At 36.9% G+C, this 14,968-nt stretch carries 17 protein-coding genes; 8 read left to right on the forward strand and 9 right to left on the reverse strand.

Translation table 11 applies throughout. The annotated features are described in order from the left end of the window. Positions 1 to 18: 18 nt before the first annotated feature. Positions 19 to 153: a sporulation histidine kinase inhibitor Sda gene (gene sda, locus ACGLXV_RS06885; RefSeq protein ID WP_119708683.1), complete on the reverse strand. Its 135-nt coding sequence runs from the start codon at positions 151 to 153 to the stop codon at positions 19 to 21. 187 nt (positions 154 to 340) lie between these two features. Here sda and ACGLXV_RS06890 point away from each other — a divergent pair, with 187 nt between their 5' ends. From ACGLXV_RS06890 to crcB (ACGLXV_RS06905), 4 genes are all read left to right on the forward strand, one after another. Beyond that, on the forward strand, positions 341 to 1,204 hold the full coding sequence (locus ACGLXV_RS06890; RefSeq protein ID WP_391558049.1) for a gamma-glutamylcyclotransferase family protein: 864 nt from the start codon (positions 341 to 343) through the stop codon (positions 1,202 to 1,204). A gap of 364 nt (positions 1,205 to 1,568) precedes the next feature. Continuing rightward, positions 1,569 to 1,772 (forward strand): DUF6501 family protein, encoded by a 204-nt coding sequence (locus tag ACGLXV_RS06895; RefSeq protein ID WP_119708680.1) that lies wholly within the window; start codon positions 1,569 to 1,571, stop codon positions 1,770 to 1,772. Positions 1,773 to 1,856: 84 nt separating this feature from the next. Further along, a complete protein-coding gene (gene crcB, locus ACGLXV_RS06900; protein ID WP_391558050.1) occupies positions 1,857 to 2,243 on the forward strand; it encodes a fluoride efflux transporter CrcB in 387 nt (128 codons plus the stop codon). After that, positions 2,240 to 2,587 carry a fluoride efflux transporter CrcB gene (gene crcB, locus ACGLXV_RS06905; protein ID WP_391558051.1) on the forward strand — a complete coding sequence of 116 codons (348 nt, stop codon included), beginning with the start codon at positions 2,240 to 2,242 and terminating at the stop codon, positions 2,585 to 2,587. Before crcB (ACGLXV_RS06900) ends, crcB (ACGLXV_RS06905) begins: the two co-directional genes overlap by 4 nt. Before the next feature lie 34 nt (positions 2,588 to 2,621). Here the strand turns inward: crcB (ACGLXV_RS06905) and yidC are convergent, their stop codons facing one another. Together yidC and ACGLXV_RS06915 are read right to left on the reverse strand one after the other, a co-directional pair. Next, a complete protein-coding gene (gene yidC, locus ACGLXV_RS06910) occupies positions 2,622 to 3,320 on the reverse strand; it encodes a membrane protein insertase YidC (RefSeq protein WP_391558052.1) in 699 nt (232 codons plus the stop codon). A 26-nt stretch (positions 3,321 to 3,346) separates the two neighbouring features. Beyond that, positions 3,347 to 3,637, reverse strand: coding sequence for a hypothetical protein (locus ACGLXV_RS06915; protein ID WP_119708676.1), 291 nt, complete (start codon positions 3,635 to 3,637; stop codon positions 3,347 to 3,349). A gap of 178 nt (positions 3,638 to 3,815) precedes the next feature. Between ACGLXV_RS06915 and ACGLXV_RS06920 the strand changes: the two genes are divergently transcribed. Both ACGLXV_RS06920 and nadE read left to right on the forward strand, forming a co-directional pair. Then, positions 3,816 to 5,285 carry a nicotinate phosphoribosyltransferase gene (locus ACGLXV_RS06920; protein WP_119708675.1) on the forward strand — a complete coding sequence of 490 codons (1,470 nt, stop codon included), beginning with the start codon at positions 3,816 to 3,818 and terminating at the stop codon, positions 5,283 to 5,285. A 12-nt stretch (positions 5,286 to 5,297) separates the two neighbouring features. Beyond that, positions 5,298 to 6,122 (forward strand): ammonia-dependent NAD(+) synthetase, encoded by an 825-nt coding sequence (gene nadE, locus ACGLXV_RS06925; RefSeq protein ID WP_119708674.1) that lies wholly within the window; start codon positions 5,298 to 5,300, stop codon positions 6,120 to 6,122. A gap of 35 nt (positions 6,123 to 6,157) precedes the next feature. On the opposite strand, the gene pflA is transcribed toward nadE, so the two are convergent. From pflA to ACGLXV_RS06940, 3 genes are all read right to left on the reverse strand, one after another. Further along, positions 6,158 to 6,898, reverse strand: a complete 741-nt coding sequence (gene pflA, locus ACGLXV_RS06930; protein ID WP_391558053.1) for a pyruvate formate-lyase-activating protein — start codon at positions 6,896 to 6,898, stop codon at positions 6,158 to 6,160. 61 nt (positions 6,899 to 6,959) lie between these two features. After that, positions 6,960 to 9,185, reverse strand: coding sequence for a formate C-acetyltransferase (gene pflB, locus ACGLXV_RS06935; protein WP_119708672.1), 2,226 nt, complete (start codon positions 9,183 to 9,185; stop codon positions 6,960 to 6,962). Positions 9,186 to 9,534: 349 nt separating this feature from the next. Next, the gene (locus ACGLXV_RS06940; RefSeq protein WP_391558054.1) at positions 9,535 to 9,987 is read right to left on the reverse strand and encodes a cupredoxin domain-containing protein; all 453 of its coding nucleotides are present in this window, start codon (positions 9,985 to 9,987) and stop codon (positions 9,535 to 9,537) included. Positions 9,988 to 10,222: 235 nt separating this feature from the next. Between ACGLXV_RS06940 and ACGLXV_RS06945 the strand changes: the two genes are divergently transcribed. After that, positions 10,223 to 11,386 (forward strand): D-alanyl-D-alanine carboxypeptidase family protein, encoded by a 1,164-nt coding sequence (locus ACGLXV_RS06945; protein ID WP_391558055.1) that lies wholly within the window; start codon positions 10,223 to 10,225, stop codon positions 11,384 to 11,386. Positions 11,387 to 11,411: 25 nt separating this feature from the next. On the opposite strand, the gene modB is transcribed toward ACGLXV_RS06945, so the two are convergent. Then, positions 11,412 to 12,065, reverse strand: a complete 654-nt coding sequence (gene modB / locus ACGLXV_RS06950; RefSeq protein WP_119710618.1) for a molybdate ABC transporter permease subunit — start codon at positions 12,063 to 12,065, stop codon at positions 11,412 to 11,414. 4 nt (positions 12,066 to 12,069) lie between these two features. Then, a complete protein-coding gene (modA, locus tag ACGLXV_RS06955; RefSeq protein ID WP_391558056.1) occupies positions 12,070 to 12,840 on the reverse strand; it encodes a molybdate ABC transporter substrate-binding protein in 771 nt (256 codons plus the stop codon). A gap of 147 nt (positions 12,841 to 12,987) precedes the next feature. Here modA and ACGLXV_RS06960 point away from each other — a divergent pair, with 147 nt between their 5' ends. Then, positions 12,988 to 13,119 carry a YuzL family protein gene (locus ACGLXV_RS06960; RefSeq protein ID WP_119708670.1) on the forward strand — a complete coding sequence of 44 codons (132 nt, stop codon included), beginning with the start codon at positions 12,988 to 12,990 and terminating at the stop codon, positions 13,117 to 13,119. Between the two features lie 28 nt (positions 13,120 to 13,147). Here ACGLXV_RS06960 and ACGLXV_RS06965 read toward each other — a convergent pair whose 3' ends face one another. Further along, positions 13,148 to 14,767 (reverse strand): ABC-F family ATP-binding cassette domain-containing protein, encoded by a 1,620-nt coding sequence (locus tag ACGLXV_RS06965; protein WP_119708669.1) that lies wholly within the window; start codon positions 14,765 to 14,767, stop codon positions 13,148 to 13,150. Positions 14,768 to 14,968: the final 201 nt, after the last annotated feature.

Genomic DNA, 14,968 nt, shown 5'->3' on the forward strand with positions numbered 1-14,968 from the left:
GGAGCCGGTGGTTGTGTCCTACGATTTAATTGTCGGTTTCAAATTTCTTTTCTCAATTTCCTTCTTCAAAAACTTCGCCCATTCTTTATCCTTACCTGACTTTAATGCATTCCGATACGAGACAACTAACATTTCATTACTCATTATCTTCATTTGCAAGCCTCCTTAAATGGACTGAATTTTCTAGCTTTTTACCATTGTATCGGGTTTTAATCCATTTGAAAACCCAAAACTCCATATTTATTGCCATAAAATTATTAATATTCTGTTACAGGATTTTCACGTAATGATTTTTTTCATGATAAAATATGGTAAATAGTTTGTATGATGGGGGAGAAGGATGGATACGATTACACTTTTTGTTTATGGTACATTACGACGACATGAAACGAATCATGGATTAATCAGGGAAGCTACTTGCATAGCTGAACAGGCGTGGGTAAATGGTGTGCTTTTTGATACAGGTAACGGTTATCCTACCCTCGAACTTAATGAATCTGGTAAGGTGCATGGAGAGTTATATGAAGTTAGTAAAAACCTTTTACCTCAGCTCGATGCATTGGAGGATTATGAAGAGGGTAAAGAGTCTAATTTGTATGACAGAACAAATGTAACCGTTCATACTGATAAAGGCACTAAAGTAGCGCTAGTGTATGTGAATGTGGACGAATCAAGCAAGTTCGAAAAAATCACCCACGGAGATTGGAAGTTACATAGGTTCATGAAAAATCGTCCTGAACAAGTATACTACTTTGCATATGGTTCATGTATGGATGATGAACGATTCCGAAAAGCGGGGGTGGATCACTGTTTTAAAAATCTCGTCGGTGCTGCCGTACTAAAGGGATACACCATGAAATACCTTTTCAGAGTAAGTGATGGCGGAAGAGCAGATATTGTGGAAGATGGTGGTGAAACCGAAGGGTTGGTTTACTTAACTCCATATGAAGGGGTCGAGTATTTATTTGCTAGAGAGGGGTTTTATGGAGGATGGTATCGCCCTACCTTTGTAGATGTGGACATCGATGGGGAAACGTTTACGGATGTTTTGACATTTCATGTGTATAACAAAATGCCCGAAGTGTCACCACCCGAACATTATTCGACCGAAATCCTTAGAGGGGCAAAAGGAAGATTGAGCGAGCGATATTATCAATATTTACAAACGGAGCTTAATCGTCTAAAAAAGTCGAGCCATAGTTAATTTTTTATTGTACATCGGTTTAATACGAGTATCCATTGTGGTAAACACTTAATATCACCAACTTAAGGAAGTGGGTCAGAATATGAGTGGAAATCGAGACAATGGCTATTATGAGCTGGTGTATAATAATCGACAATACAACTATCTAGAGTTTATTAGATTAGATACAATATGTGAAATTAGTTATATAACTTTAAAAAATATCTTAACAGGCGAATTTTTCACCTTTGAAGAAAACAAAGTTCGAAAAGTGACAAAAAGAAATTTTCGAATTAGATCTTTTAAGAAGCATTTATTAGAAAAAGTTGCTAAGTAGTTACTTCCTTTCTATAATAAGATAGATAATGTAAAAGGAGTGACTGTAGTGATTCATCTAAAATGGTCAGAGTCAGAAACAATAAAAAAGGTAACTTGTGTTCACACAAAAGCTGAAAAATATATTGTTGATAATAAATTAACACCAGGAAATGTGTACGAAGTAAAAAATGAAACAGAAGAATTTTACTTTATTATAGATAATAGTGGAAAAGTTGGCGGCTATTACAAGGATTATTTTAAAGAAGCTTAACATCGGACTACATAATACTGTTAGCATGGTAGCTAACAGTATTTTCTTTTAATCTGTCATTTTTCTAATAATAGGGTGGATGATATGAAGTTATTATTTGTAGGGATCGGTGGCTCCATTGGAAGTGTGTTGAGATATAGTATTTACTACAATATGTTAGCCATCAATGGAGACTGGTTACCATTTTTAGGAACACTACTTGCTAATTTGTTAGGAGCATTTGCACTTGGTTGGTTTACTTCAAGACTGCTGCAATCAAAGAAGCTCCCTGATGATTTAGCAGCTGCTATTGGGACGGGGTTAATTGGTTCTTTTACAACTTTCTCAACCTTAAGTGTGGAGCTTAGCTCGCTTTTACAGGAGGGACAATATCTTCTAGCCATATGTTATGTATTTATTAGTATGATAGGTGGCCTGGTCTGTGCATTCGGCGGCTTCCGAATAGGGCAGAGAAGGGTGGCTGTTCAATGAATTTCATTCTAATCGCTGCAGGTGGGTTTATCGGAGCTAATGCTAGATATATTATTGGTCTACTTGCGAAAAAGTACATAAACGTTTCCATTCCTATCGGTACACTCTTTATTAATGCAATAGGTTCATTACTTTTAGGTTTGTTGGTAGGTAAGGGGATAAGAGGGGACGTATACTCCTTTTTAGGAGTTGGATTTATGGGTGCTTTTACTACATTCTCTACATTCAAACTTGAACTGGTACAGCTTTGGCAATCAAAAGAACATAAAGCATTCATCTTATATTTGATATTGAGCTACGGTTTAGGAATTGTCCTAGCTTCAATTGGATTTATGCTGGCATAAAGAAGGTCTGCTCTTAATAGAGCAGACCTTTTAGCTATGCTTTTTCTGTATTAGCTGTAAGTGATGGTGCAGGTGTTTGGTATAATTTTTTTCCTATTAGTGTTTGGATAATGAGAAAAGTACCCCCAACTGCCCAATAGAGAGGTAAAGCAGCAGGTGCATTAAATGAGAACATGACAATCATAATAGGTGAAAGAAGTCCCATAAACTTCATTTGCTGCTGTTGTTGACCACTTATGTTAGACATAGACACCTTGAATTGTAAATAATATACAATACCAGCAATAGCAGTAATCCAAATATCTGACTCACCTAAGTTGAACCATAAAAATGAGTGGGTTGCAATTTCGTGAGATCCCCGAATCGCGTAGTAAAATCCCATTAAAATAGGCATTTGAATGAGCATGGGTAGACAACCAATCGCTAACGGATTTACTCCGTGTTTTTGGTATAAACCCATCATTTCTTGCTGCAGCTTTTGTTGCTCTTTGCTATCTTTTGTTTTCTTTATCTTTGCTTGGATTGCATCTAATTCAGGCTTGAGTGCCTCCATTTTCTCTTTCATCTGCTGCTGACTTTTATACTGCTTAAGCATAAGTGGCATGAGAAGGAGACGAACAATTAATGTAAGAAATATAATGGATAAACCGAAGCTTCCGTTAAAAATCATCGCAATGGCATGAATTGCAGTTGAGAATGTGTTTACAAATACTGTTTGAAAAAATTCACTCATTTATCTTTCCTCCGTATCATTTTGTTTTATCTGGCTGAAGGAGGAAAGGTGCTATCTGTATCATCACTGCCTGCAACTTTTCGTCTAATGTATCGAAATATCCAGACGAGTGCAGGGTGTAGTTGGTGAGAGTATGTTCGCTCATAAACAAGTTGTCTATGTTCCGAGCTTAGATCGGTTGAGGAACAAACGGTATCAAGAAATTGGAACTCAATGTTCCAAATCCAAACCAATCGAAGGATCAGGCTGATCACGACAGATGCATAAATGGTATACATTGTTGAAAAATTTGTTAAGTCAAATAGAATCTCATCCATCGAAATCACCTCACTTCTTTTGAATGTTCTCCTTATAAGTATAGTAAATCATAAACTCCTGCGCAAATACGAAGATAATAAGGATTTATTTTGACAATTTACCTAAAATCGTGACATTTAAAGGTAGTTTCGCTATGATAGGTTAAAATGCATTTTTGAAGTTAAGGAGATTTTAGTAATGAAACGTGACTATCCAGACGATAGCTTGACCTTACATACGGATTTATACCAAATCAATATGGCAGAAACTTATTGGGAGGATGGGATACACAACAAGAAAGCAGTATTTGACTTATATTTTAGAAATTTGCCTTTTGGAAATGGCTACGCTATTTTTGCAGGCTTAGAAAGAGTCATTGATTACATAAGAGGATTTCGGTTTACAGATAGTGATATTGAATATTTAAGAGAGGTTGCTCATTATAAGGAAGACTTTCTTGATTATTTAAAAACGTTAACCTTTACAGGAAATATCCGTTCAATGGTTGAAGGGGAAATTGCTTTCGGAAATGAGCCGTTATTAAGAGTGGAAGCTCCATTAGCAGAGGCTCAACTAATTGAAACGGCACTGCTTAATATCATAAATTATCAAACGTTAATTGCAACGAAGGCATCGAGGATTAAACAAGTCATCGGTGATGGAGTGGGAATGGAGTTTGGTACTAGAAGAGCTCAAGAAATGGATGCGGCTATTTGGGGTACAAGAGCAGCTTTTATTGGAGGTTTCCAGGCTACCTCTAATGTCCGTGCAGGAAAGATGTTTGGCATACCTGTAGCTGGCACCCATGCTCACTCTTTGGTCCAAGCATATAAGGATGAGTATATTGCTTTTCATAAATACGCTCGTAGACATAAGGACTGTGTGTTTTTAGTAGATACATACGACACACTACGATCAGGTGTACCAAATGCGATAAAGGTTGCTAAGGAACTTGGTGATAAAATTAATTTTCTTGGTATTCGTCTCGATAGTGGAGACCTTGCTTATCTTTCAAAAAAAGCTCGTGAAATGCTTGACGAAGCTGGATTCACGGAGACGAAAATTATTGCCTCAAACGATCTTGATGAGTACACAATCATTAACTTAAAAGCCCAGGGAGCTATGATTGATACTTGGGGAGTAGGTACAAAGCTTATCACTGCTTATGACCAAGCCGCGTTAGGTGCTGTTTATAAGCTTGTGGCCATTGAGGGTGAAAATGGAGAGCTTGTTGATACAATTAAAATTAGTGGTAATCCGGAGAAGGTATCTACCCCTGGTTTAAAGAGGGTATACCGGATTATTAATAATGAAAATCATAAATCCGAAGGCGATTATATCACGATGGATGAGGAACATCCAGAAGCTGAATCTAGAATTAAAATGTTCCATCCTATACACACCTATATCAGTAAGTTTATTACAAATTTCACTGCCAAGGACCTTCATGAGGATATATTTATTAACGGAAAGCTTGTGTATGAAGTGCCTAGTTTGCTACAAATGCAAAATTACGTAAAAGAAAATCTCCAACTGTTGTGGGAGGAGTATACAAGAGCACTAAACCCAGAGGAATACCCAGTCGATTTAAGTCAAAAATGTTGGGATAACAAAATAAGAAATATAGAAGAAGTTAAGGCGAATATTAAATCTCAGAATATTAGATAAGGAGGAGAAGAGTTGAGAAACATTCAAAGTCTTATTATGAATGAGTTACATGTGAAGCCTTCTATTGACGCTCGCCAGGAGGTGAACGAACGCATTGCTTTTTTAAAGGCATATGTGAAGAAAACAAACGCAAAAGGGTTAGTGTTAGGAATCAGCGGGGGACAAGACAGTACACTAGCTGGTAGGTTATCCCAATTAGCGGTGGAAGAGCTAAGACGAGAAGGCTATGAATGTAAGTTTATCGCTGTACGTTTACCATACGGTATTCAGCAAGATGAAGAAGATGCTCAAAGCTCCCTTAAGTTCATACAGCCGGATGAGGAATTTGTATTTAATATTAAGGAAGCAGTGGATGCAGTAAAGTTTGAATATGATCAAAAAACGGCAGGAGAGCCGTTACGCGACTATCATAAAGGGAACGTCAAAGCGAGAATGAGAATGATTGCACAATATGCCATCGGAGGGCAGGAAGGCTTACTTGTCGTTGGTACAGACCATGCAGCTGAAGCCGTTACAGGTTTTTTTACAAAGTATGGAGACGGGGGAGCGGACTTGCTTCCTCTGTCTGGACTGTCGAAAAGACAAGGCCGAGAGTTACTGAAAGAACTCGGTGCAAGTGAACGTCTATATTTAAAAGTCCCAACAGCTGATCTATTGGATCAAAAGCCTGGTCAAGCTGATGAGACGGAACTCGGAATTACTTACGAGGAACTGGATGATTTTCTTGAAGGAAAAGAAGTGGCGAACGAGGTAGCGGAGAAAATTGAACAGAGATATCTCATAACGGAACATAAACGACGCCCACCGACAACGATGTTTGATGATTGGTGGAAATAAAAAGATGGGGAGCAAATAATTGCTCCCCATTTTCATTATGCATATTTTACTGAAGCAGTTAAAAGCTCAAGAGCCTCTTGGGCTTCTTCATCACTTGGTGGTTGAATACCTTTTAATGGATACTCCATTCCAAGAGCTTCCCATTTATATACTCCGAGCTCATGATACGGAAGAACTTCGACCTTTTTAACATTCGTAAGTGTACCGATGAATTCCCCAAGTTTTTTTAGATCATCACGATCATTTGAAATGGTTGGTACAAGAACATGGCGTATCCATACAGGAACATTTTGAGTAGATAGGAATTGTGCAAATTCTAAAATATGCTCATTAGCCATACCAGTTAAGGAGATATGCTTCTTTCGATCAATATGCTTGATATCAAGTAAAATTAAGTCTGTGTATTGCAACAATTCCTTGAGGTTTGCTTGAAAGTGTTCTGCGTGTGAGAAACAGCCTCCGGAAGAATCAATGGTTGTGTGAATCCCAAGCTTTTTACATTCTTTAAAGAGTTCAATTAAAAAGGGAATTTGTAGAAGCGGTTCGCCACCGCTAACAGTAATTCCGCCACCTGATGATTCGATGAAAGGTAGATATGTTTTTAAATCATCGATGATTTCGGAAACAGACATTTGTTTTCCAGTTCCGATTTCCCAAGTATCCGCATTATGACAAAATTGGCAACGAAGCAAGCAGCCTTGTGTAAATACGACATAGCGAATTCCAGGTCCGTCTACTGTTCCAAATGTTTCGATTGAATGAATGTTTCCGTTCATGATGAAAAACTCCTCTCATTTATCAGGTAGGGAGATGTTAGCAATCTCCCTACATCAGTTTTTATAGTGATCCATGGAATGTTCTGTTAATAACATCCATTTGTTGTTCTCTGGTTAACTTAATAAAGTTAACTGCGTAACCTGATACACGAATCGTTAACTGTGGGTATTCTTCTGGGTGCTCCATAGCATCAAGCAATGTTTCACGATTAAATACGTTTACGTTTAAGTGGTGTCCTTGCTTAACTGAGTAGCCATCAAGAATACTTACAAGGTTATTTTCACGGCTGTCTTCATCTTTCCCTAATGCTTTAGGTACGATGGAGAAAGTATTAGAAATGCCGTCTAATGAGTACGCATAAGGAAGCTTAGCAACAGATGCGAGAGAAGCTAGAGTTCCTTTTGTATCACGACCGTGCATTGGGTTTGCACCAGGAGCAAATGGCTCACCAGCGCGACGACCATCAGGTGTGTTACCTGTTTTCTTACCGTACACAACGTTAGAAGTGATTGTTAAAATAGACATAGTAGTCATAGAGTTTCTATACGTTTCGTGCTTTTTAAGCTTTTTCATGAAACGCTCAACTAAATCAACAGCGATGCTGTCCACACGATCATCATTGTTTCCGTATTTAGGGAAGTCGCCTTCAATTTCAAAGTCAACAGCAATACCGTTTTCATCACGAATTGGACGAACTTGAGCGTATTTAATCGCACTTAATGAGTCAGCAACAACACTTAGTCCAGCAATACCAGTTGCCATTGTACGAAGAATATTTGTATCGTGAAGAGCCATCTCAATTCTTTCATAGCTATACTTATCATGCATGTAGTGAATGATGTTTAGTGTATTAATATAAAGTCCAGCTAACCAATCCATTGTAGAATCAAATTTCGCCATCACTTCTTCATAGTTTAGGACTTCAGAAGTGATAGGGGAGAACTCTGGTGCTACTTGTAGTTTATGTTTTTCGTCTTTACCACCATTAATTGCATATAGAAGTGCTTTTGCAAGGTTTGCACGAGCACCGAAGAACTGCATTTGCTTACCAATTTCCATTGCAGACACACAGCATGCTATTCCGTAATCGTCTCCCCATTCTGGGCGCATAATATCGTCGTTTTCATATTGAATTGAACTTGTTTCGATTGACATTTTCGCACAGAACTTTTTGAAGCCTTCTGGAAGGCGAGTAGACCAAAGTACTGTTAAGTTTGGTTCTGGTGCCGGTCCTAGGTTAGTAAGAGTATGCAAGAAACGGAAAGAGTTTTTCGTTACTAATGCACGTCCGTCATTTGCAACACCACCGATAGACTCCGTTACCCAAGTTGGGTCTCCACTAAATAGTTCGTTATAATCAGGAGTACGAGCAAATTTCACAAGACGTAGCTTCATTACGAAGTGGTCAACCAATTCTTGTGCCTCTTGCTCAGTAAGCACACCGTTTTCTAAATCTCTTTCAATATAAATATCTAAGAAAGTTGAAACGCGTCCAAGACTCATCGCAGCTCCGTTTTGTTCTTTAATAGCTGCCAAGTATCCGAAGTATAACCATTGGAATGCTTCAGTAGCTGTAGTAGCCGGTTTAGAAATATCAAAGCCATAGCTAGCAGCTAATTTCTTTAATTCGTTAAGGGCACGAACCTGCTCTGATAATTCTTCACGAAGCTGAATAACAGATTCCTTCATTACTGGAGTAGTACCAGCAAGATCTTTTTTCTTTTCTTGAATCAAGAAGTCTACACCATATAAAGCAATGCGTCGGTAGTCACCGATAATCCGACCACGTCCGTATGCATCCGGTAAACCAGTAATGATACCAACCTTACGTGCCATTTTCATTTCATCAGTATAAGCATCGAATACACCTTGGTTATGTGTTTTACGGTAGTCAGTAAAGATTTTTTCAACATCTTTATTTAATTCAAAACCGTAAGATTCACAAGACTGTTGTGCCATACGAATTCCGCCATAAGGCTGTAAAGAGCGTTTGAACGGTTTGTCAGTTTGAACACCAACAACTTTTTCTAAATCTTGATTTAAGTACCCTGCACCATGAGAAACAATAGAAGAAACGATTTCAGTGTCCATATCAAGAACGCCACCGTTTTCTCTTTCTTGTTTTGTTAAATCCATTACTTGATCCCATAATTTTGTTGTTGCCTCAGTTGGGCCTGCAAGGAAGGAATCATTTCCTTCGTACGTTTTAAAGTTTCTTAGAATAAAGTCTCTAACGTTTACTTCTTTTCTCCAAGTACCTTCTGAAAAGCCTTTCCACTGTTCCATTTGAGTCCACCTCTTAGTAAATGTTTATATAACAGATGATACAAATACATCATACTTGAAGTATAACAGATAATTAGTGAAATACATCACATAATCTAGGTGACATTTTGACAATGTTATGAACATTAGGTTTGTCAGAGGTTCGTTATGTGACGGAATGATGAAAAAAGAAAACTGTACTATAATGATTCGGCAAAAAATCAAATCTGTTATACAAAAAGTTATTATTAATAACACTATTGTAACGTGATAAATCTCTTCTTGGTCAATTAGGTTATGTAGATATTTTGACAGTTTGAATAGACCAAAAAAAACGATTGTGCGTGTTACACACAATCGTCTACAAGTGTTAATTCACAACAATATAGGCCGTCATTGGTCCGTTTGAATCTGAATCATGGTGGGTTAAGCAAATCAATCGATAGACACCCTTCTTTTGAAACTGGAGATCTAGTTCGGTTTCTTCTCCTTGAAGAATTTTACCGCTAATGTTTGTACCCTCAATTATAAATGGATGATTAGCACCGTTTATGCCCATAATCTTTAATTTTACCTTCTCACCCTTTTGAAGAAAGATGGTGCCAGGGTCAAAGCGATACGCTTCGATTTCTTTTCCATCTTTAGTTGTCGCTTCAAACTCGCCAGTGACTAAATGAATTTCTCTCGTAGAATCATTGACCGATGTTTGAACGACTGCCTCGCTGCCCATGTTTAAATAAATCCAAAGGGAGGCGGAGAAAACCAAACCTAACAGAAGAAGTGAAAATATAATAGAACGTTTTTTGACGACTAGAAACTGCATCGTACCCCTCCAAAAAATTTATTTCTACTAATTTATATGCATCAAGGTAATGGAAACTTGTCTATACTTTGTCTATGAATGTAAATTTACGACCTTAGTATCGGTTTTTTCGTTATAAAGCACGAAATATTACCTAGTTTTTCAATTTCGTAACAAATGTATAATTTATGCGTTTACATGTTATTTTTTTGGTACAATCGAAAAAGACTGAATTCAAACAAGGTGTGTGCATACAGTGATAAAAAAACTATCTATTATTTTTCTAACTATCCTTGCATTAAGTGCAAATCAAGTGTTTGCTGAGCAAATGGACGAGCTGTCCATAATAAGCGATTCGGTAATATTAATGGACTCACAATCCAATGTGGTCCTTTACTCAAAAAATGAGCATGAACGTATGTATCCTGCTAGTTTAACAAAAATTGCAACTGCCATTTATGCAATTCAAACTGTAAAAGTAGATGAAGTTGTAAAAGTAAGTAGTGAAGCTATTGAAGTTGAAGGAACTAAAGTATATTTAAATGAGGGAGAAGAAGTTACTTTAAAGAAATTAATTCAAGGTATGCTTATTAACTCAGGAAATGATGCTGCAGCTGCCATTGCCCTTCATATCGACGGTAGCATGGAGACATACGAAAAAAATATCAATGAATTTCTAAAAAATGAGGTTGGAGTTAAGAATACTCATTTCACGAATCCGCATGGACTCTTTGATGAAAACCACTATACAACAGCGTATGATTTAGGTCTAATCACGAATTACGCACTAAAAAATGAAACATTTAAAGAAATTTTCGGAACAAAAGATTTGGCTTGGGATGGTCAATCATGGGATACGACTTTGTTTACACATCATTTACTCTTGAAGGGAGAAATCCCATTCGAAGGTATCACAGGTGGAAAGACTGGTTTTGTCAATGAATCAAGGCAAACGTTAGCAACGACTGCTTCTAATGGTCAAATTGGATTAACAGTCATTGGTTTAGGAGCAACGTATAAACGTGATATCTATAATGATACAATTAATTTGCTAAGCTTTGGATTTTCTAACTATAAAACTTCAACTATTCCTGTGAATACAACATTTGAAAATGAAAAGGATAAGTTTGTTGTGACGGATCCGTTATATATAACAGAACCTCTTACTGGTTCTGCTGTAGTGGATGTAACAAAAGAGGGAGACTTAACTGTATTTGATTCTTCGAATAAAGAGCTCCAAACGATCTCTTTAGCTAAATATAAACTCAAAACAGCTCCAGAGAGGGCTTCTGTCATAGGAGAAACCACATCGAATGATAAATCTACACCTATTATGATGAAAGCCATATCAATTGGATTATTATTTGCGTTAATTGGAGCATTCGTAGGAATGTGGAAAAAACGAATATTGAATGGATGAAAAATAGCCATGAGTAAGCTCATGGCTATTTTATATGGCTTGATAGATAAAGCATAACATACGATAAAATGATCATCAGAAGGACCCAGGACCAAGCGAGACTACTATTACCAGACTCGAAGGCAACATATATAGCTGTTGGAAGGGTTTGGGTTTTTCCAGGTATGTTTCCAGCGAACATGAGTGTAGCTCCAAATTCCCCAAGAGCACGGGCAAACGCAAGAATAGAACCAGAAACAATGGCCTTTACACTCAACGGAAGAGCGATAAATAAAAATACCTTCCATTCCCCAGCGCCGTCAACTCTTGCTGCATCCTCTATTTCACTATCTACCGATAAAAAACCGGTCTTACATGATTGATACATAAGAGGGAAGGCAACAACTGTTGAAGCAATGACTGCTGCCCACCAGGTAAACATAACGGGTTGTTTAAAAATTTGTTCAATGAATCGCCCTACAGGACTATTAACACCAAAAATCATGATTAATAAAAATCCAACAACGGTAGGGGGGAGAACGATAGGTAAAAGAAGTGCTGTTTCGATAATGGTTTTACCTTTAAAGGAAGATTGATACATCATCCTAGAAACGAACACGCCAGAAATAATCACAAAAAGTAGCGAAACCGAGGCAACTGTTAAGGAGAGTTGCACTGGTGACCAAAATTGTAAATTCATATAATCAATCCAATACGTTAAATCCATATTTTTTAAATACTTGTTGTGCAGCTGTTGATTGTAGAAATTCAAACAAGGATTTGCTCTCTTTGCTGTTGGTTGTATATTCTAAGACACCATAATAGTACATGATAGGGGAGTGAAGAGATGGATTTATGTTTTCAGTCACTTCTACTTTCTTTGATGTTAAGGCATCTGTTTTATAAACCATTCCAGCATCCACATTTTTCGTTTCTACATATGTAAGTACTTGAGAAACATCTTTCGTATATATTAGTTTGTCTTCGATTAGATTCCATAATTTAGCGTTTTGCAATACTTCCTTCGCATAACTTCCAGCAGGTACCGTTTCTGGTATTCCTATAGCAATTTTTTCAATTGTATGATCCTGAAGATTAGAGAGTCTCAATTGAATATTGTTATCAATCTTAGGTGTAATTAGAACAAGGGAATTAGCTACTAACGGTGAGTGGTAATTAGCGAGTATTCGTTGTGTTTCTACTAACTCATCAACATGATCCTTTGATGCCGAAATAAATAGATCAACAGGTGCTCCTTGAATAATTTGTTCCTTTAATGCCCCAGAACCACCAAAGTTAAATAAAAGCTCAACCTGATGATTTTGTTCGTATAATTCTTTAAGCTCAGTTAACACATCTTTCATACTTGCTGCGGCTGAGATCGTCAATTGAATAGGTTCCTCTTTTTCTTGGCTGCAGGAACTTAATAAGCTAAACAAGCATGAAATGAGGATGGCAATGGTTATTTTTCTCACAAGTAAAGAAGCCTCCTATTTATTATGCATACAAAAAATTATAGCGAAATTTAGACAGTTGTGACAGTGACAATTAAAAAAAGTTGTCTAAAGGTTCGGATAAAAACCATCGAAATATAAGAAAATAACAGAGGAGGTGTTTTCATTATGTCAAATAGAAAAAAAGATCCTTCTACCGTTGGATTAAGTTCTCCGCAAGTTGAAGGGCAAGGCACGACAGAAAATGAAATGGCTGGTACAAAAAAAGATAGTGCAAGACGAAAAACAAAAAGACATTAAAAGAGAGCCAATTGGCTCTCTTTTAAATTTATTTATACATTTCTTCTACTTGTTTTTGGATCTCGCTGTTTTCTAAATACTCATCATAAGTCATTTGCTTATCTACGATGCCGTTCGGTGTAATTTCAATAATTCTGTTTGCAATGGTTTGGATAAATTGATGGTCATGTGATGCAAACATAAGTGAACCTTTAAAGTTTATTAACCCATTATTTACAGAGGTGATGGATTCTAAGTCAAGGTGGTTAGTTGGCTCATCTAAAAGAAGTACATTCGCACCACTTAACATCATTTTAGAAAGCATACAGCGCACTTTTTCTCCTCCAGAAAGAACGCTAGCTTTCTTTAATACTTCTTCACCTGAAAATAACATTCTTCCCAAAAAGCCACGAAGGAAGCTTTCACTTTGATCCACTGGAGAGAACTGGCGTAACCAATCGACCAGGTTAAGCTCACTTCCTTCAAAGTAAGAAGTGTTGTCCTTTGGGAAATAGGCTTGAGAGGTGGTAACACCCCATTTATACGTACCACTGTCAGCTTCCATTTCTCCCATTAAGATCTTGAATAAGGTTGTTTTAGCAAGTTCATTTGCTCCAACAAGTGCAATTTTATCTTCCTTATTCATTACGAAGCTAACATTGTTTAAAACTTTTTCTCCGTCGATTGTTTTTGTTATTCCTTCAACACGTAATAGGTCGTTTCCAATTTCTCTTTCAGGAGTAAAACCAACATACGGGTATTTTCTAGAGGATGGACGAATGTCATCCAAAGAAATTTTATCAAGTAATTTTTTTCTTGATGTTGCTTGCTTTGATTTAGATGCGTTAGCGCTAAATCTCGCGATAAATGCTTGAAGTTCTTTGATTTTTTCTTCTTTTTTCTTATTTTGGTCTTGAGCCATTCTCTGAGCTAACTGACTTGACTCATACCAGAAATCGTAGTTTCCAACGTATATTTGGATTTTCGAGAAGTCTAAGTCAGCAATATGTGTACATACCTTATTAAGGAAATGTCTATCATGGGAAACAACAATAACAGTATTTTCAAAGTTAATTAAAAACTCTTCTAACCATTGAATGGCTTTTATGTCTAAGTGGTTCGTCGGCTCGTCAAGTAAAAGAACATCTGGCTTACCAAATAGTGCTTGAGCAAGTAATACTTTTACCTTTTCAGAACCAGAAATATCGGCCATCTTTTTTGTATGAAGGTCTTCAGTAATCCCAAGTCCCTTCAATAAAATGGCAGCTTCAGACTCAGCTTCCCAACCATTGAGTTCGGCAAATTCTCCTTCAAGCTCAGCAGCTCTCATACCATCTTCGTCTGTAAAGTCAGCTTTCATATAGATAGCATCTTTTTCCTGCATAACTTCATATAGACGCTTATGTCCCATGATAACGACTTTCATTACTTCTTCTTCTTCAAATTCATAGTGGTTTTGCTTTAAAACTGCCAATCTTTCTCCAGGTCCAAGCGAAACTTGACCTGTTTGTGACTCTATTTCACCAGAAAGGATTTTTAAAAATGTTGATTTTCCTGCACCATTTGCTCCGATTAATCCGTAGCAATTACCAGGAGTGAATTTAATATTTACATCTTCAAATAGTTTACGGTCACCATATCGTAGGCTTACGTCTGTTACTGTAATCATTTCTTTTCCTCCAAACAAAATAAACAATAATTTTCATTATAACACTTTTTACTGGTTGTTCGCATGAAATTCTATATCATCATCATTGCCAAAAAAATCAACCTTAAATAAAAGTTTCATTTTCATAGAAAAAAATGATGAAATTTCATATTTTTTTCATATTTATCATGTACAATAAAGCTAATCAGATCGGAAAAGGAG

The sequence above is a fragment of the Robertmurraya sp. genome (assembly GCF_036676585.1).
Classification (GTDB): Bacteria; Bacillota; Bacilli; order Bacillales; family Cytobacillaceae; genus Robertmurraya_A.